The 17,999-nt window shown below is 67.1% G+C and carries 14 protein-coding genes, 1 tRNA gene and 1 other RNA gene; 4 read left to right on the top strand and 12 right to left on the bottom strand.

Annotated elements, in window-relative coordinates:
- Positions 1-46: 46 nt before the first annotated feature.
- The 10 genes from pgm to prfB form a co-directional block, all read right to left on the bottom strand.
- Positions 47-1,675: a phosphoglucomutase (alpha-D-glucose-1,6-bisphosphate-dependent) gene (pgm, locus tag MOM01_RS13130; protein ID WP_241385878.1), complete on the bottom strand. Its 1,629-nt coding sequence runs from the start codon at positions 1,673-1,675 to the stop codon at positions 47-49.
- A gap of 740 nt (positions 1,676-2,415) precedes the next feature.
- Positions 2,416-2,784, bottom strand: a transfer-messenger RNA (tmRNA) gene (ssrA, locus tag MOM01_RS13135).
- 116 nt (positions 2,785-2,900) lie between these two features.
- Positions 2,901-3,326 (bottom strand): TIGR03667 family PPOX class F420-dependent oxidoreductase, encoded by a 426-nt coding sequence (locus tag MOM01_RS13140; RefSeq protein ID WP_241385879.1) that lies wholly within the window; start codon positions 3,324-3,326, stop codon positions 2,901-2,903.
- Positions 3,327-3,429: 103 nt separating this feature from the next.
- Entirely contained in the window at positions 3,430-4,287 is an 858-nt protein-coding gene (locus MOM01_RS13145; protein WP_241386101.1) for a DMT family transporter, read from the bottom strand.
- Positions 4,284-4,760 carry an SsrA-binding protein SmpB gene (gene smpB, locus MOM01_RS13150; RefSeq protein WP_241385880.1) on the bottom strand — a complete coding sequence of 159 codons (477 nt, stop codon included), beginning with the start codon at positions 4,758-4,760 and terminating at the stop codon, positions 4,284-4,286. Before smpB ends, MOM01_RS13145 begins: the two co-directional genes overlap by 4 nt.
- Before the next feature lie 69 nt (positions 4,761-4,829).
- Complete coding sequence (gene ftsX / locus MOM01_RS13155; RefSeq protein WP_241385881.1) at positions 4,830-5,735, bottom strand: permease-like cell division protein FtsX; 906 nt, start codon at positions 5,733-5,735, stop codon at positions 4,830-4,832.
- Between the two features lie 46 nt (positions 5,736-5,781).
- A complete protein-coding gene (gene ftsE / locus MOM01_RS13160) occupies positions 5,782-6,471 on the bottom strand; it encodes a cell division ATP-binding protein FtsE (RefSeq protein WP_241385882.1) in 690 nt (229 codons plus the stop codon).
- A 31-nt stretch (positions 6,472-6,502) separates the two neighbouring features.
- The gene (locus MOM01_RS13165; RefSeq protein WP_241385883.1) at positions 6,503-6,976 is read right to left on the bottom strand and encodes a hypothetical protein; all 474 of its coding nucleotides are present in this window, start codon (positions 6,974-6,976) and stop codon (positions 6,503-6,505) included.
- On the bottom strand, positions 6,973-7,860 hold the full coding sequence (locus MOM01_RS13170; RefSeq protein WP_241385884.1) for a mechanosensitive ion channel family protein: 888 nt from the start codon (positions 7,858-7,860) through the stop codon (positions 6,973-6,975). Before MOM01_RS13170 ends, MOM01_RS13165 begins: the two co-directional genes overlap by 4 nt.
- A gap of 21 nt (positions 7,861-7,881) precedes the next feature.
- Positions 7,882-9,000: a peptide chain release factor 2 gene (gene prfB, locus MOM01_RS13175; RefSeq protein ID WP_241385885.1), complete on the bottom strand. Its 1,119-nt coding sequence runs from the start codon at positions 8,998-9,000 to the stop codon at positions 7,882-7,884.
- Between the two features lie 108 nt (positions 9,001-9,108).
- On the opposite strand from prfB, the gene hisN reads away from it, so the two are divergent.
- The 4 genes from hisN (at position 9,109) to MOM01_RS13195 (ending at position 14,560) form a co-directional block, all read left to right on the top strand.
- Complete coding sequence (gene hisN / locus MOM01_RS13180; protein WP_241385886.1) at positions 9,109-9,894, top strand: histidinol-phosphatase; 786 nt, start codon at positions 9,109-9,111, stop codon at positions 9,892-9,894.
- 110 nt (positions 9,895-10,004) lie between these two features.
- Positions 10,005-11,399 carry an acyl-CoA dehydrogenase family protein gene (locus MOM01_RS13185; protein WP_241385887.1) on the top strand — a complete coding sequence of 465 codons (1,395 nt, stop codon included), beginning with the start codon at positions 10,005-10,007 and terminating at the stop codon, positions 11,397-11,399.
- A 28-nt stretch (positions 11,400-11,427) separates the two neighbouring features.
- Positions 11,428-12,642: an acyl-CoA dehydrogenase family protein gene (locus MOM01_RS13190; protein WP_241385888.1), complete on the top strand. Its 1,215-nt coding sequence runs from the start codon at positions 11,428-11,430 to the stop codon at positions 12,640-12,642.
- Positions 12,643-12,850: 208 nt separating this feature from the next.
- Complete coding sequence (locus MOM01_RS13195) at positions 12,851-14,560, top strand: acyl-CoA synthetase (RefSeq protein WP_241385889.1); 1,710 nt, start codon at positions 12,851-12,853, stop codon at positions 14,558-14,560.
- A 55-nt stretch (positions 14,561-14,615) separates the two neighbouring features.
- Here the strand turns inward: MOM01_RS13195 and MOM01_RS13200 are convergent.
- Positions 14,616-14,692, bottom strand: a tRNA-Met gene (locus tag MOM01_RS13200).
- 112 nt (positions 14,693-14,804) lie between these two features.
- Entirely contained in the window at positions 14,805-17,813 is a 3,009-nt protein-coding gene (locus MOM01_RS13205) for a UPF0182 family protein (protein ID WP_241385890.1), read from the bottom strand.
- Between the last annotated feature and the right edge of the window lie 186 nt (positions 17,814-17,999).

Here is a 17,999-nt window from a genome sequence, read left to right on the forward strand (position 1 = left end):
AGCGATGCGCACGACCTGGCTCGGGCGCGCGGTCGACAGCCCCCTGTCAGGACAGGACCGAAGACACGAGTTCGCGCGCAGCGTCCTGCACCGCCGCGAGATGCTCCGGCCCCCGGAACGATTCGGCGTAGATCTTGTAGACGTCCTCGGTGCCGGAGGGCCGCGCCGCGAACCACGCGTTCTCGGTGGTCACCTTCAGACCGCCGATCGCCGCGCCGTTGCCGGGCGCCGTGGTGAGGGTCGAGGTGATGCTCTCGCCCGCGAGTTCGGTGGCACCGACCTGCTCGGGCGACAACTTCGACAGGACGGCCTTCTGCTCGCGCGTCGCCGGCGCGTCCACCCGTGCGTAGGCCGGGTCTCCGTACCGCTCGACGAGTTCTGCGTAGTACCGCGACGGGCTCGTGCCTGTCACCGCCGTGATCTCGGCGGCAAGTAGAGCGAGCACGATGCCGTCCTTGTCGGTGGTCCACACCGAGCCGTCGCGACGGAGGAAGGAGGCGCCGGCGCTCTCCTCCCCTCCGAATCCCAGCGATCCGTCGCTCAGACCGGGAACGAACCATTTGAACCCGACCGGCACCTCGAGCAGTTCCCGGCCCAGCCCGGCTGCCACCCGGTCGATCATCGACGAACTCACGAGGGTCTTGCCCACCTTGCTGGTCGCCGCCCAGCCCGGCCGGTTCCGGAACAGGTAGTCGATCGCCACAGCGAGATAGTGGTTGGGATTGAGCAGACCGGCATCGGGGGTGACGATGCCGTGCCGGTCGGCGTCGGCGTCGTTACCGGTCGCGAGGTCGTAGGCCTCACGGTTACGGATCAGCGAGGCCATCGCGTTCGGCGACGAGCAGTCCATCCTGATCTTGCCGTCGGTGTCGAGTGTCATGAACCGCCAGGTGGCGTCGACGAGCGGATTGACGACGGTGAGGTCGAGCGCATGACGTTCGGCGATCTCACCCCAGTAGTCGACGCTCGCGCCACCCAGAGGGTCGGCGCCGATCCGCAGCCCGGCTGCCCGGACGGCGTCGAGGTCGACGATGTTCGGCAGGTCGTCGATGTAGGCCGAGAGGAAGTCGTGGCGCCCGGCGGCGGCGAGGGCCGAGGAGAGCGGCACCCTCTTCACGCCGCTCAGTCCGGCGGCGAGCAGTTCGTTGGCCCGGGCAGCGATGACCGACGTGGCATCGGTGTCGGCGGGCCCACCCGAGGGAGGGTTGTACTTGAAGCCGCCGTCCCGAGGCGGATTGTGCGAGGGTGTGACGACGATGCCGTCGGCGCGGGCCCCGGAGCCGGCGTTGTGCTGCAGGATCGCGTGGCTGACAGCGGGCGTCGGTGTGTACCGGTCGCGAGCATCGACGACCACTTCGACACCGTTCGCGACGAGCACCTCGAGTGCGCTGGCCCAGGCAGGCTCGGACAATGCATGAGTATCGCGGCCGAGGAAGAGCGGGCCGGTGGTGCCCTGCGCGGCGCGGTACTCCACGATCGCCTGTGTGGTCGCGAGGATGTGGTGTTCGTTGAACGCGCCGTCGAGACTCGAGCCGCGATGACCGGACGTACCGAAAGCCACCTGCTGCGTCACGTCCTCGGGATCCGGCTGCACGGTGTAGTAGGCAGTGACCAGATGCGCGAGATCCTCGAGATCCCCTGCCGTGGCCGGCTGTCCCGCTCGTTCGTGCGCCATGTGTCCTCCTCGTCGAGATGTGTTCTCATCCTGCCCGCCGACCGGTCGACGCGCGCGGTATGAGTACCCCGATCGCCGTTCCGGTACGGCTCGGTGTCGAAAGGTCACCATCGGGCAGGGACCAAAGTTTCCGACTCCGAAGTCATATTGTTTCTTCACAACATGATCAACTAATTTCAGTGATTGAAATGAAAGCGTCGCCGGGGAGGACGGCGCCTCGTTTCACCCTCGCTGTCCCGCACTCCGTCATCGACGCCCTGCGGGACCAACAGCGTGACCGATGCCCGCCGACGAGGCCACTCGCACCCCGAGTCTCGTCGGCGGGCATCGTCGTGTGCGGGCTTTTCCGGCGTGATCTCGCCGACGACGGCTCTGGTGGTCCCGACATGGACGGGTGCGACGGCCGGGGACGCTCCGCTTCGCCCTCCCCCCGAGCGGGGGCGAAACGGAGCATGCTCCCCCGACGAGAAGAAGTTACCGCCGTGAACGAGCCCGTGTCGCGAAACCCCTATATGCCCGGGACGGCCGGCGGTATCGTCCGAACGGTCGAATGTCGACCCGGTCGTATTACTCGCCGGTAACACATGGCGGCGCCAGGGCGTTGTCACTATGTGACCTGGTTGTTCTGGCCGATCGCCGCATGGCGACGCCGGCCGAGCGGGGTGCGTCACGGCATCCGACCCGCCCGAGGCAAAAAATACCCCAGGTGAGAAACCTGATTCGGTCTCTCACCTGGGGTTCGGTGGAGCTGCCGGGAATCGAACCCGGGTCCTCCGCCGCCTCGCCAGGGCTTCTCCGTGTGCAGTTCGCTACGCCTCTACTCGGATCTCCCGTTCTCGCGAACAAGACGAGATGACGATCCCAGTCACTGTTTGATGTCCCGTACGTCTCCGCGACCGAGCCGCACGGTAGAGCTCTCTAGTCGATGCCAGGATCCGGGTCGAGAGCAAACCCGGTCTGACAGAGACGCGCTCGCTTAGGCAGCGAGGGCGTACTCGCGCTGAGTAGACTCGGCGCTTAATTGGTTGCAGCGACGCTTACGGTGGTCTCTTGCCTGCACCGACACGCTTCCCCTGACTCAACGTACGCAGTCGAAACCGTTCAGCCCCGTACGTACCTGCGACCTTCGCAGGAGTACCTACTGTAACGACACCGTGCCCCGATGTCATTCCCATTTCTCGCTTCCGCTTCGCAGCGGGGTGATGAGTCTGCTCACATCGCCGGATCACCAGCCGCGGAATCTGCGCGGAGTCACCCGGATCGGAACGGAATAGTCGGCGCGGAAGGCCTCGGGAGTGACTCCGAGCGACCGCATGCCTGCTTCGTACTTGCGCGTGTAGCGCGCCCATTCGTCGTCCCGGACACTTTCACCGATCCCGGCGGTCCCGGTGAACACCGCCACGTGCCCGCCGCCCCTGTCGGCCTCCAGGTTCAACGCCACCCGCGGACGCGCGGCGATATTGGTGAGCTTCGAGGTGCCGGGCTGTGAGAAGACCAGGAAGGCGGTATCGGACCACAGGAACCAGACGGGCGTGGGAACCGGTCCCCCGTGCCCGTTCACCGTGGTCAACCAGATCACGGATTCGTCGGTCAGCCGTGCCAGAACATCGTCGGGTATCGAGAGGGTGGACGGAAGGGAGGTCTCGGACATGACATCCTCGGCTTTCTCCGATTTCGGGGGCCGCTGGCGGACATTTCCACAGTGCCCCCTTCAACGCGCCCTGACGACCGATCCTTCCCCTGCCCGCAGAAAGTCAGCCGGCCAGGCCGACGAGTGCGACGGCGACGCCCGCCGCGAGGAGACCGGCGAGCTCGATCCGTCCGATCCGCTCGCCGAGCACGATCACCGCCAGGAGCACCGTCACCGCCGGGTAGAGGGCGGCGATCACACTCACGAGGGAGAGCATCCCGTTCTGGTAGGCGAAGATCAGCGCACCGTTCGCGACGACATCGATCACTCCGATTCCGACCAGGATCGGAAGGAGGGGTCGAGCGGGCCACACGACTCGGCGCCACGACACGGCGATCACCAGCCACACCACGAGCATCGCGGTCGCGCGGGATACGGCCAGCGGCCACAATCCGGTGCCGGCCTCCACTCGCCCGAGCGCGATGAACGACAGGGCGAAGGCCGTTCCCGACCCGACGGTCCACCACGCGATCCGCGCGGTGAACCGCGGGTGCCCGACACCCGTCACCGTCTCGTCCGACCCGCGACTGACCAGAACCACCGCCACCACCGCGACGACGATCCCGAGGTAGGCGAGCATTCCGGGCCGCTCGCCCAGTGCGATGCCGGCGAGCACGGGGATGCCGGCCACGAGCACCGCGGTGACCGGGGAGACGACCGACATGGGCCCGTGCGCGAGCGCAAGGTAGAACCACCAGATCGCGATACCGCCGGCCAGACCGGCGACAGCACCCCAGGTGAGCGACGCAGTGGTGAACTCGCCTCCGACGAAGGGCGCCGCAGCCAGCGACACCACGAGAGAGACGGGATAGGTGACGGCGACGACACCGAGCGCACTCGCACGCCGGGATGCGGCGCCGCCGGCGAAATCGCTCAGGCCGTAGGCGGCCGCCGCGAGCAGTGCGAGCGCGACCGCGATCAGCGGCTCATGCCCTTGACCCGCCGGCCGAGTTCGCGGGTCACCTCGCGTTCGGCGGTCCGGCGCGCGAGATCCTGGCGCTTGTCGTAGTCCTGCTTACCCCTGGCGAGCGCGAGTTCGACCTTGACCTTGCCGTCGGAGAAGTACATCGACAGCGGGACGAGGGTCTGATTGCCCTCGCGGGTCTTACCGACGAGGGCGTCGATCTCCCGACGGTGCAGCAGCAGCTTGCGGGTGCGGCGCGGAGCGTGATTGGTCCACGTGCCGTGCCCGTACTCCGGGATGTGCAGCCCGCGCAGCCATACCTCGCCGTCGTCGACGGTCGCGAACGCATCGACCAGCGAGGCCTTGCCTTCTCGCAGGCTCTTGACCTCCGTGCCCACGAGGGCGACGCCCGCCTCGTAGGTGTCGAGGATGGTGTAGTTGTGACGCGCTTTCCGGTTGGTCGCGATGACCTTCCGGCCCTTTTCCTTCACGTGCAGGCCTTTCCGGTCCACGATCGATCGAACAGAACATCGTCCAGCATAGGAACCTCGCACAACACATTATTCACGCACGTACAGACGCAAGGTCACGTACGAGGTGAGAGCGGCCATGCCCACACCCACGAGGACCAGGAAGGGCGACACCAGAAGTATGTCGCTGTCGGTGATCCGCGCGACGATGTTCGCCTCGTAGACGTCGACGAGCATGTCGTCGACGAACATCTTCTTGGCGACGAACAGACCGCCGATGGCCAGGGCGGCGCCCACGATCGCGGCGATCACCGCCTCGAGCAGGAAGGGCAACTGCGTGTACCAGCGTGTGGCACCGACCAGTCGCATGATGCCCACTTCCGTGCGGCGGGTGAAGGCGGCGATCTGCACCATGTTGGCGATGAGGAGCACGGCGGCGACGGCCTGGATCGTCGCGATCGCGAACGCACCGTTACGGATGCCGCCGAGCACACCGAACAACCGCTCCACCAGGTCCTGCTGGTTGAGCACGCTGTCGACGCCCGGTCGCGTCCCGAAGTCGTCCTGGATCGCGGCGAAGCGATCCGGATCCGACATCTTGATCTTGAAGGACGCGGGGAAACTGTCGGCACTCACCAGTTCGGCGAGTTCGGGTTGATCCGCGAAGACACGTTCGGTGGCGTCGACGACCGCGTCGTCGCGACTGAGGTACTGCACCGACACCACGTCGTCGGTGTTCTCGAGATCGGTGCGCAAGGACGCGCAGAGATCCTGTTCGCATTCCGGATCCAGCGCCGAGATGTCCTCGGTCAGGAACACCTGCACCTCGACCCGGTCGAGGAAGATGCGCTCGGTCTTACCCGCCATCTGGACCACGAGCAGACCCGCACCGAACAGCGCGAGCGAGATCGCCGTGGTCAGGATCATGGCGACGGTCATGGTGAAGTTGCGGCGCAGGCCGGTGGTGACCTCGCTGAACAGGAAACTGGCACGCATCGAGTGGGGACCCTTCGGTTGCCTGGTGGGATGCTCGAGGACGGATCTACCGGCCGACGCCGTAGACGCCGCGCGCCTCGTCGCGCACGACACGTCCGAGGTCGAGTTCGACGACCCGTCGCCGCATCGAGTCGACGATGTGGTGGTCGTGGGTGGCCATGAGCACCGTCGTGCCCGTGCGGTTGATGCGCTCGAGCAGCAGCATGATGTCCTGGCTGGTCTCGGGGTCCAGGTTGCCCGTGGGCTCGTCGGCCATGAGTACGAGCGGACGGTTCACGAAGGCGCGCGCGATCGCGACACGCTGCTGTTCACCACCCGACAATTCTCCCGGCAGCCGATCCGCCTTGCCGGACAACCCGACCAGCTCGAGAACCTCCGGCACCGTCCGCTCGATCACTCCGCGCGGCTTGCCGATCACCTCGAGTGCGAACGAGATGTTCTCGGCGACCGTCTTGCGCTGGAGCAGCCGGAAATCCTGGAAGACGCAACCGAGGCTCTGCCGCAGCTTCGGCACGCGCCGCGCGGGCAGCCGGTTGACGTGGAAGTCGGCGACGTGGATGTCGCCGGTGGTGGGTTTCTCCTCACGCAGCAGCAACCGGAGGAAGGTCGACTTCCCTGATCCGGACGGACCGATGAGGAAGACGAACTCGCCCTTCTCGACGTGGACGGAGACCCCTTCGAGTGCAGGTCGCGTGGACGTCTTGTAGGACTTGGACACATTCTCCAGCCGGATCACCTGGACATGCTAACCGTTACCGGACGGTTACCTAGGGTGTCGACGTCTCGGTGTCCTCGGGGACCGTCCCCTCCCGGTTCTCGGAGAGCCCCGGAATCTGCGGGAGCTCGAACGGGAACTGCCTGGTCGTGGTGGTGGGCGTGGGGGTCGTCGGGACCTGTTGCGGGCTGACACCCTGCTGGGGTGCAGGGACCGACGGCAGTGGCGTGCCGGACGGGGCCGTCGGCACCGTCGTCGACGGGTAGGGAGTTTCGGTGGTCGTATTCGACTCGCTCGGCGGGGCGGTCGTCGTGGCCGACGGCGGTACGTACGGCACGTAGGGGGTCTCGGAGATGATCACCGCGGTGGACGGCGCGGGAGGGGTCTCCTCGGGCTGGTTGAGGAACTGGTAGAGCAACCACATGCCCACCCACACGGCGCACAGCACGAAGGTGGTCGTCCTGATCCGCCCGCCGAGGAGATGGGACGGGATGCGTCTGCGGTGCGGCTCCACGGGCTCGCTCACTGTGCCTCCACACGATCGACGACGCTGGCGGTGTCGAGCTGCGGAGTGACCGTGATGCCCTGCTGGCGGAGTGCCGCCGCAATGCGCGCCCGCAACAGGCGTCCCACCTGGAACTGCTTACCCGGCAGAGTGCGCGCGACCATGCGGACACTGAGCTGATCGACCTCGAGGCTCTCCACGCCCATCACGCTCGGCTCGTCGAGCAGCAGTTCACGCAGGCGCGGTTCGTGGTAGGCGGCCACACCCAGCTCGCGCAGGATCTCGGTGACGTTCGCGATGTCGGCGGAGACCGGAATCGGCACGTCCACCACGGCCCGCGCCCAGTCCTTCGACAGGTTGACGGCCTTGTTGATCTGCCCGTTGGGCACGGTGATCACCTCGCCGGCCGTACTGCGTACCCGGGTGACCCGCAGCGTGACGTCCTCCACGGTTCCGACCGCATCCTCGGACGCGCCGGTCACGGAGATCTGGACGGTGTCGCCGAAACCGTACTGGCGCTCGGTGATGATGAAGAAGCCCGCCAGGATGTCCTGCACGATGCGCTGGGCCCCGAAGCCGAGCGCAGCGCCGAGCACGGTCGCGGGCGCGACCAGGCTGCCGATGGGTAGTTGCAGGTGGTCGAACACTTTCAAGGTGGCGACGATGTAGACGAACGAGATCGCCATCCACGTGACGACCTGGGCGACCGAATGACGGTGCTTGGTCGCTTCGGACCGCACCAGATCGTCGGACTGCATGTAGCGCTCGTCGATCCGCCGGGTGATGCGACCACCGACCCAGGAGACGAAGCGGGCGACGAGCACCGCCCCCAGAATCGTGAGTGCGATCTGCAGCCCACTCGTCGACAACCAGTCGAGCAGTCTACTTCCGGGAAAAAACGGCACAGGCCCCTCTCCTGTTTCCCATCACGACTTCTGCTCTTCCCTCATACGCCAGCGGATTCCCTCCTCGAGGAAACCGTCGATGTCGCCGTCGAGTACCGCCGACGGGTTGTTGACCTCGTATTCGGTGCGCAGATCCTTGACCATCTGGTACGGGTGCAGCACGTACGACCGCATCTGGTTGCCCCAGGAGCTGCCGCCGTCGCCCTTGAGCGCGTCCATCTCGGCCCGCTCCTCCTGACGCTTGCGCTCGAGGAGCTTGGCCTGCAGGACGCGCATGGCCGCGACCTTGTTCTGCAGCTGCGACTTCTCGTTCTGGCAGGTCACGACGATGCCGGTCGGGATGTGCGTCAATCGGACCGCGGAGTCGGTGGTGTTGACCGACTGCCCGCCCGGTCCGGACGACCGGTAGACGTCGACGCGGACGTCGTTCTCGTCGATGTCGATGTGGTCGGTGGTCTCGACCACGGGGAGCACCTCGACCTCGGCGAAGGACGTCTGACGGCGACCCTGGTTGTCGAACGGGCTGATCCGCACGAGCCGGTGCGTGCCCATCTCGACCGAGAGGGTGCCGTAGGTGTACGGCGCCTTGATGGCGAAGGTGGCCGACTTGATGCCAGCCTCCTCCGCATAGGAGGTGTCGTAGACCTCGACACCGTAGCCGTGCTTGTCGGCCCAGCGGATGTACATGCGCATGAGCATCTCGGCCCAGTCGGCGGCGTCGACACCACCGGCACCCGCACGGATGTTGACGAGCGCGTCGCGCTGGTCGTACTCGCCGGAGAGCAGCGTGCGCACCTCCATCGCCTCGATGTCGGCACGCAGGCTCTCACGTTCGGCGTCGGCGTCGGCCAGCGCGGACGTGTGGGCCTCGCCCTCCTCGCCCTCGGCGAGCTCGTACAGCACCGGCAGATCCTCGAGCCGCTGACGCAACCCCTCGACGCGGCGCAGTTCACCCTGCGCGTGCGACAGCTCGCTCGTGACCTTCTGAGCGTGCTCCTGGTCGTTCCACAACTCGGGATCCGCGGCCTGGTGCTCGAGTTCGTCGATGCGCCGGCGGAGCTCCTCGACGTCGAGAACCGTCTCCACAGTACGGAGGGTCGTGTCGAGCTCGGCCAGGTCTGCGGAAACATCGGGATGCACGATTCAACAGGCTACCGGAGCGCCGGTGGGCCCTGTCGCGGGCGGCAAGCCTGCCGGCGCGGCCGGCGAACTGTTCGACCGACAGCTGCGACGGCTAGCGTTTCCGTCATGACCACCGACTACCGCGCAGATCTCGACCTCGCCCTCCGCCTCGCCGACACCGCCGACGCGATCACCCGCGACCGCTTCGGGGCACTCGACCTGAAGGTCGACGACAAGCCGGATCTGAGCCCGGTGTCCGACGCCGATCTCGCGACCGAGCGCGCGCTGCGGGCCGAGTTCGAGTCGCACCGCCCCCATGACGCGGTCCTCGGGGAGGAATTCGGCGGGGAGGCGGTCTTCCGCGGCCGGCAGTGGGTGGTCGATCCGATCGACGGGACCAAGAACTTCGTCCGCGGCGTGCCGGTGTGGGCGACCTTGATCGCTCTGCTCGAAGACGGTGTCCCGGTGGTCGGTGTCGTCAGCGCTCCCGCTCTGAACCGCCGGTGGTGGGCCGCGGCCGGTGCCGGTGCGTGGGTTTCGCACGACGGCGAGGAGCCCCGACGGATCAGCGTGTCCGAGGTGACCGATCCGGCGTCGGCGTCGCTGAGTTTCTCCAGCCTGACCGGATGGCACGAGCGGGGCATCCGCGACCGCTTCGTCGCGCTCACCGACGAGGTGTGGCGGGTCCGTGCCTACGGCGACTTCTTCTCCTACTGCCTGCTCGCCGAGGGCACGGTCGACATCGCTCTCGAGCCGGAGGTGTCGCTGTGGGACCTTGCGGCACTGGACGTCCTGATCCGCGAAGCGGGTGGCCGGTTCACGAATCTCGACGGCGAGGACGGCCCGCACGGGGGCAGCGCGGTAGCCACCAACGGCCCGCTGCACGAGCACGTGCTGTCGCGGCTGTCCTGAGGTCGACCCGAGGTCGCCGACACGCCGTTCCCGGAACTTACCGCGCGGTAGACAGCAACCTTACTCGGAAGTAAGATCAGGGTGTCCGCTGCCACATCGAGAGACTTCTGGTGATCATGAGCAAGCAAGACAGCGTGGCCCGCCACACGCCTCGCGACACGTCCGCCGTCGGCCTCAATCCGATCAAACGCGACGCCATGGGCGCCGCCATGCGCATGCTCACCCGGATCACGGGCTCCGAGCTCGCAGATCGGTACAAGATCCGCGAGACGATCGACCGGGTCACTTACCAGTCCACCAAGACCGGCTTCAAGACCCTCGGAGCCGCGACCCGCACGTTCAAGAAGATGTCGGGAGGCGCCTCGGGCCCCCAGCGCCTCACCACCGCGAAGAGCTCGGACTTCTTCGATCTCACGCCCACCGACGATCAGCAGATGATCACCGAGACGGTGCGCGAGTTCGCCGCGGAGATCCTGCGGCCCGCAGCCCACGACGCCGACGAGGCGGCCGCGGCTCCGGCCGACCTCCTCGCCCGCGCCGCCGAACTCGGGATCACGATGGTCAACGTGCCCGAGGCGTTCGACGGTGCCGCCGACGAGCGCGGGGTGGTCACCAACGTGCTCGTCGCCGAGGCGCTCGCCCACGGCGACATGGGCCTCGCCCTGCCGATCCTCGCCCCCAGCGGCGTCGCCGTGGCCCTGACGCAGTGGGGTACCGAGGAGCAGCAGAAGACGTACCTGCCGGCCTTCGCCGGCGACGACGTGCCCCAGGCCTCCGTCGTCATCGCCGAGCCGCGCGCCCTGTTCGATCCGTTCGCCTTGCAGACCAAGGCCGTGCGCTCCCCCAGCGGATACCGGCTCAACGGCGTGAAGTCCTTCGTCCCGGCCGCGGGCAGTGCCGAACTGTTCGTCGTCGCGGCCGAACTCGACGGCAAGCCGTCCCTCTTCCTTGTCGAGGCGAAGAGCAAGGGTGTCGTCATCGAAGCCGATCCGGGCATGGGCCTGCGCGCCGCCGGCCTCGGCCGGCTCCTCCTCGAAGACGTCGCCGTGCCCGAATCCGCCCGCCTCGGCGACGCCGACCCGGATGTGCGCGCCGAGCAGTACGCCGACGCCGTACGGCTGTCGCGCCTGGGCTGGGCAGCACTGGCGACGGGCACCGGCCAGGCCGTGCTCGACTACGTGATCCCCTACGTGAACGAGCGCGAAGCGTTCGGTGAACCCATCAGCCATCGCCAGGCCGTGGCCTTCATGGTGGCGAACATCAAGATCGAACTCGACGGGCTCCGACTGGTCACCCTGCGCGGCGCGGCGCGCGCGGAGCAGGGCCTGTCGTTCGCCCGCGAAGCCGCCCTCGCCCGCAAGCTCGCCACCGACAAGGGCATGCAGTTCGGCCTCGACGGCGTGCAGCTGCTAGGCGGCCACGGGTACACCAAGGAACACCCCGTCGAGCGTTGGTACCGCGACCTACGAGCCATCGGAGTCGCCGAAGGCGTCGTCCTCGTCTGATCGGCCCGACCCGAACAAGGAACCTGTGATGATCAATCTCGAACTCCCCAGGAAGCTCAAGGCCTCCGCGAACCAGGCCCACCAGGTCGCCGCGCAGATCTTCCGGCCCGTCTCCCGCAAGTACGATCTCGCCGAACACGAGTACCCCGTCGAACTCGACACCATGGCCGCGATGGTCGAGGGGCTCAACGACTCCGGGCAGGGCGCAGCCGGCGCGTCGCTCGGCCGCGACGCGAAAGCGAAGCAGGACGCCCAGGCCGGCAATGCCAACGGCGGGAACATGGCCGGTCTCCTCAACGTCATCGAGACGTGCTGGGGCGACGTGGGCCTGACCCTGTCGATCCCCTATCAGGGGCTGGGCAACTCGGCGATCGCCGCCGTGGCCACCGACGAACAGCTCGAACGCTTCGGCAAGGTGTGGGCCTCCATGGCGATCACCGAGCCCGGCTTCGGCTCCGACTCGGCAGCCGTGACCACCACCGCGGTTCTCGACGGCGACGAGTGGGTCCTCAACGGCGAGAAGATCTTCGTCACCGCCGGGGAGCGCTCCACGCACATCGTCGTGTGGGCGACCGTCGACAAGTCGCAGGGACGGGCGGCGATCAAGTCGTTCGTCGTTCCGCGCGACGCCCCCGGGCTCTCCGTCGCCCGCCTCGAGAAGAAGCTCGGCATCAAGGCGTCCGACACCGCCGTGCTCGTGCTCGACAACTGCCGGATCCCGAAGGACAACATCCTCGGCTCTCCCGAGGTGAACACCGAGAAGGGCTTCGCGGGGGTCATGCAGACCTTCGACAACACCCGCCCGATCGTCGCCGGTATGGCCGTAGGGCTCGGTCGCGCCGTCCTCGAGGAGTTGCGCGCGATCCTGAAGGATGCGGGCGTCGAGGTCTCCTACGACATCCCCGCGAACAACCAGCACGCGGCCGCGGCGGAATTCCTCGCACTCGAAGCCGACTGGGAGGCCTCCTACCTTCTCGCACTGCGCGCGACGTGGATGGCCGACAACAAGAAGCCCAACTCCCTCGAGGCGTCGGTGTCGAAGGCCAAGGCCGGCCGGACCGGCACCGCGGTCTCACTCAAGGCCGTCGAACTGGCCGGTACCTACGGCTACTCGCAGCGTCCGCTGCTCGAGAAGTGGGCGCGCGATTCCAAGATCCTCGACATCTTCGAGGGCACCCAGCAGATCCAGCAGCTCATCGTGGCCCGGCGGGTGCTCGGAAAGTCGTCCTCCGAACTGAAATAGCACTCGGGCCGCAGGGCCCGAGAACGCGGGCTCCGGGTGGATGGGACCGGGGTCCGGCAGGGGCCCGAGTGTCTCGGAGGACCCATCGGGGGACGAACCCTCGCCGCGGTGGCGGCGAGGGTTCTGCCGTTTTCGGGGAGCGCGTCTGGAATGTGAGATACGTCACGGGATACTGTGTGAGCTGAACCACACACAGCTAGGGGGACGGATGCTCGGTCAGGACATTCTCGGCAGGCTCACCGGCGGACGGATCACGCTCGACGACACGATCGGACAGGTCAAGGACACCCTCGGATCGCTGGCCGTGCTCCATCGTGCAGGGCTGCTGCACTTCCCACGGGTGGACCACAGCATCGGGACGATCGTCGCGGCCGGCAAGTACGGCCCGTTCGCCGGAGCCGTGCACGCTCAGGCCCAGCGCGGCCTCGATGCCGTCGCCCTCGTCGACGAAGCCGGCGACACGACCTACCAGGAACTCGAAGCCCGATCGAACGCCCTGGTGCGCGCGTGGCAGCGCGACGGAGTCGTGCCGGGATCCGTCATGGGCATCATGGCCCGCAACCACCGCGGCCTGGTGCTCACGATGCTCGCCTCCGCCAAGCTCGGCGTACGGCTCGTGATGATGAACACCGGCTTCGGCGCGCGACAGCTCGTCGACGTCGCCACCCGCGAAGAGGTCGCGACGTTCGTCTTCGACAGCGAGTTCGCCGACGTCGCCGCCGCTCTTCCGGACGATGTCCGCCGCTACGTCTCCTGGGTGGACGACGAGGTCCCCGGCATCCCGACGCTCGAGGAAGCCATCGACGGCCTCGACGGTTCGTCCCTGCCGGCACCCGAGGTCTTCGGGGGATTCGTGTTGCTGACCAGCGGCACCACCGGGACCCCCAAGGGTGCGCCGCGCGGCCGCACGTCGCCGTTCGCGTCCGCTCAGTTCCTCGATCGTGTGCCCCTCCGGCCGGGTCAGACGATGCTGATGGCCGCGCCCGCCTTCCACGGCACGGGCGTCTCGCAGTTCGCGCTCGCACTCGCGCTCGGGCAGACCGTGGTGATGATGCGCAGATTCTCCCCCGTCGACGCCCTGAGCCTGGTGGAACAGCACGGTGCGAACGTGCTCGTCGTGGTCCCCACCATGCTGCAGAGGATTCTCGATCTCGGGCGGGACAAGATCGCCGAATACGACACCTCGAGCCTGAAGATCGTCTTCTGCGCGGGTTCGTCCCTGTCCCCGGACCTGTGCCGCCGGACGACGGAAGCGTTCGGGCACGTGCTGCACAATCTGTACGGGTCCACCGAATGCGCCGTTGCGACCGTCGCGACACCCGAGGACATCCACCGGGCCCCCGGTACGGCAGGCCGGCCCCCGGTGACCTGCCGGGTGGTCCTGTTCGACGAGGCCGGCAACCGCATCACGGAACCGAACGTGCCCGGACGCATCTTCGTCGCGAGCGGGCTCTCGTTCTCCGGATACACCGACGGTCGCGACAAGGAACGCATCGACGGGATGTTGTCGATCGGAGACATCGGGCACTGGGACGAGAACGGACTGCTGTTCGTGGACGGTCGCGACGACGACATGATCGTCTCGGGCGGCGAGAACGTCTATCCGCTCGAAGTGGAGAACCTGCTCGCCGAGCGTGAGGACGTGCTCGATGCGGCCGTCGTGGGTGTGCCCGATCCGGAATTCGGTCAACGGCTGCGCGCCTTCGTGGTTCCCTCCCCCGATTCGGCCCGCGATGCCGAGGACATCAAGGCCTTCGTGAAATCCGGTCTCGCCCGGTACAAGGTCCCGCGCGATGTGGTGTTCCTCGACGAACTCCCGCGGAACGCCACCGGCAAGCTGCTGCGCCGGGTGCTGATGGAGATGGAGGTTCCCGGCGCCGACGGGCCGGAGAGCGAATACACGGCCGCGCAGGGCTGATCCACCGGAAACGAACGAAGGCCGGTGGTCCGTGACGGACCGCCGGCCTTCGTGGTGGTAGCGGGGACAGGATTTGAACCTGCGACCTCTGGGTTATGAGCCCAGCGAGCTACCGAGCTGCTCCACCCCGCGTTGCAAGAACGAACGTACACGAGCACGGAAACGGAATGCAAATCCCCCGGAAAGCGGCGAAGGCCCGCGGCGTGAACGCCGCGGGCCTTGCCTTCTGTCCGATCGCTCGGGATCAGCCACCGACCGATTCGTAGGCGTCGACCGCCTGCTGCACCCGTCGCAGGGCCCGGCCGTAGGCCTCGAAGTCGCCACTGCTCTGTGCGTTGGCGAGCTCCGCGAGTGCCGAATCCAGCTCGGCGACGGCAGCATCACGGTCGGCCGGAGCCGACGGCGCCGGTGTCGCAGGCTGCTGCTCTCCCGACTGATTCTGCTCCGCCGTGCCTTCGCCGGGCACTTCACCACGGGTCTCGTCCTCGACCTCGGCGGTGGGCACCGCTTCCCCACCGGGAGCGGTCGCGGCGTCTCCGACGCCGGATCCGAAGACCTGGTCGAGTGCACCTGCCAGGGTGGGCGCGTAGCCGATCCGCACACCGCCGCTCGCGCCGGGTTCGCGGTAACTGACGAGCACACGCGACAACTGCGGGAAGGTCGACGTGCTGCCCGCCGTCGCGTTGCGTTCGGTGTACATCGGCTGGACGTACAGGATGCCGCCGTCCGCGATCGGCAGGGTGAGCAGGTTGCCGTACTGGATCCGGTTGGATCGTTCGAGCAGCGTGCGTTCCGACGCCACCCGGGTGTCCGAGATCATGGCGTTCTGCGTCTGTTCGGGACCGAAGGTCTGCGTGTCCGTCGGCAACTGCAGGATCGTGAACTTCCCGTAGTTCTCCGGATCGGATTCGACGGAGATGTACGCCGACAGGAACTGCCGGTTGTAGCCCACCATCGCAGAGGTCAGCCGGAACCGGGGATCCGCCGTCTCCCGATCACCCATCAGCAGGTAATAGGGTGGCTGGTTCGCGCTGGTGTCCACGGTGGGATCGGCCGGCACCGACCAGAACGCGTTGTTCGTGAAGAACTCGCGCGGGTCGTCGACGTGGTACTTCGCGAGCATCTCGCGCTGCACCTTGAACAGATCCTCCGGGTACCGGAAGTGGGCGCGCAGCTCGTCCGAGATCTGGTCCTGCGGGGTCACCGCGTCGGGGAAGACCCCCATCCACGCCTTCAGGACCGGATCCTGCTCGTCGACCTGGTACAGCGTGACGGTGCCGTCGTAGGCGTCGACCGTGGCCTTGACCGAGTTGCGGATGTAGGAGACCTCCTTGCGGGGCAGCAACCGGCCGGTGTTCTGGTCGATGCTGTCCTCGACGAGGCCTTCGAGGGAGGCACGCTGCGCGTAGGGGTAGTAGTCGAGCGTGGTGTACGCGTCGACGATCCACACGATCCGGCCGTCGATCGCCGCCGGGTAGGCGTCGCCGTCGGCCGTGAGCCACGGCGCGACCTTGGTCACACGCTCACGCGGGTCGCGGTTGAACAGGATCTTCGAATCGTCACCGATCGCGCTCGAGAACAGGATGTTGCGCTCTCCGTACTTCGCGGCGAACGCCAGCCGGTTGAACCAGTTGCCGATGTCCACGCCACCCGAACCGGTGTACGTGTACTTCTCGGTGTCGGTGTCGTACTCGCGCGGGCCGGACGCGTCTCCGCTGTTGCCGACGATCGCGTAGTCGGGATCGGCCTCGGCGATGACCTCGCCGTAGTAGATGCGGGGCTGCTCGACCGGGATCACCTGGTTCTCGGCCCCGAGCGACGCGAGGTCGCTGACGAAGTAGACCGGATAGCCGCTGTTGCTGTTGGCGGCTTCCTCGGCCGACGCGCTCGCGGCGGCGTTGACCCGGTTGGCCGGGGCCGCGACGAGACCGTTTCCGTGGGTGTACACGGTGTGCCGGTTGATCCAGTCGGTCTGGTTGCCGGTCAGGCTGGTGGGCGAGAGCTCACGGGCCGCGACGATGTAGTCCTCGACGCGACCGTCGATCTCGTACCGATCGATGTCGAGAGACTCCGGGTAACCGTAGAAGTTCTTCAGCTGCGTCTGCTGGGTGAACGTGCGGGGAAGCACGTTCGGGTCGAGCAGGCGCGCATTGGCGATCGTGGTGATGTCGGCCGGGATGTTCTCCGGTGAGGTCGTGCCCACCCCGGGATAGTCCTCGTATTCGACCTTGTCGTCGGTGATGCCGTAGGCATCACGGGTGGCGGCGATGTTGCGCTCGATGTACTCGCTCTCCTTGTCGGCAGCGTTCGGGCGAACCGAGAACTGCTCGACCATCAGCGGGTAGACAGCGCCGACGAGGATCGACGAGAGCACGAGCAAGGCCGTCGCCAGCGCGGGGATGCGCAGGTCGCGCAGGAAGATCGCGGCGAAGAACGCGATCGCGCAGATGACCGCGATGGCCAGGAGGATGAGCTTGGCCGGCAGGACCGCGTTGATGTCGGTGAAGCCACCGCCGGTGAAGGTCGGTTCCTTACGGCTGCTCCACAGCAGTTCGTAGCGGTCGAGCCAGTAGGCGACCGCCTTGAAGGCGACGAAGAGGCCTGCCAGGACGGCGAGCTGCACACGCGAGGCCGTCGACATGTTCCCGCCACGACCGGCGAGGCGGATCCCACCGAAGATGTAGTGGGTGACGAGGTTTGCGATGAAGCCCAGCACGATCGCTACGAAGAGCCAGTTGAGCACGAAGCGGTAGAACGGCAGGTCGAAGGCGTAGAAGCCGACGTCGAGGCCGAACTGCGGATCGGTGGTGCCGAAGTCTCCGCCGTTGAAGAACATCTGCACGGTGACCCAGCCGGCCTGGGCGACCAGACCCGAGAGCACGCCGAGAACGACCGGGATGCCGATGCCGAAGGCACGCATACGCGTCATCACGGTGGTGCGGTAGCGCGCGACCGGATCGTTGGGTCCGGTGGTCGGCACGAACACCGGCCGGGATCGGTACGCGAGCAGCATCGAGAGCCAGACGACGCCGCCGATGAACAGCCCGACCACCAGGAAGAGCACGATCCGGGTCAGGAGAACTTTGACGTAAACGCCCCGGAAGTCGACTTCGCCGAACCAGAGCCAGTTGGTGTAGGTGTCCACCAACCGTGGTCCGAGCAGAAGCAGCGCTGCGGCCACCACTGCCAGGACCAGCAGAACTTTGCTCCGCTTCGACAATGTAGGTACTCCGGTCGGGGGCCTCATGCCCACGTGCCCACACTCCAAACTCGTCCGGCGGCGCGCTCGCACCGCATCTGTCCATCACGCGCTGCACGAAGCATGCGAACATGCTTCGTTTCCATGGTGTGACCGTTTCGCCCCACTCTACGGAATCCTCGACGGGAAGGTCGTCCGACTCGGGTCCGGCAACGCACACCCGTCTACGAGTGCCAGGAT

Origin of the sequence: Rhodococcus sp. CH91 (assembly GCF_022554085.1) — a bacterium.
Classification (GTDB): Bacteria; Actinomycetota; Actinomycetes; order Mycobacteriales; family Mycobacteriaceae; genus Rhodococcus.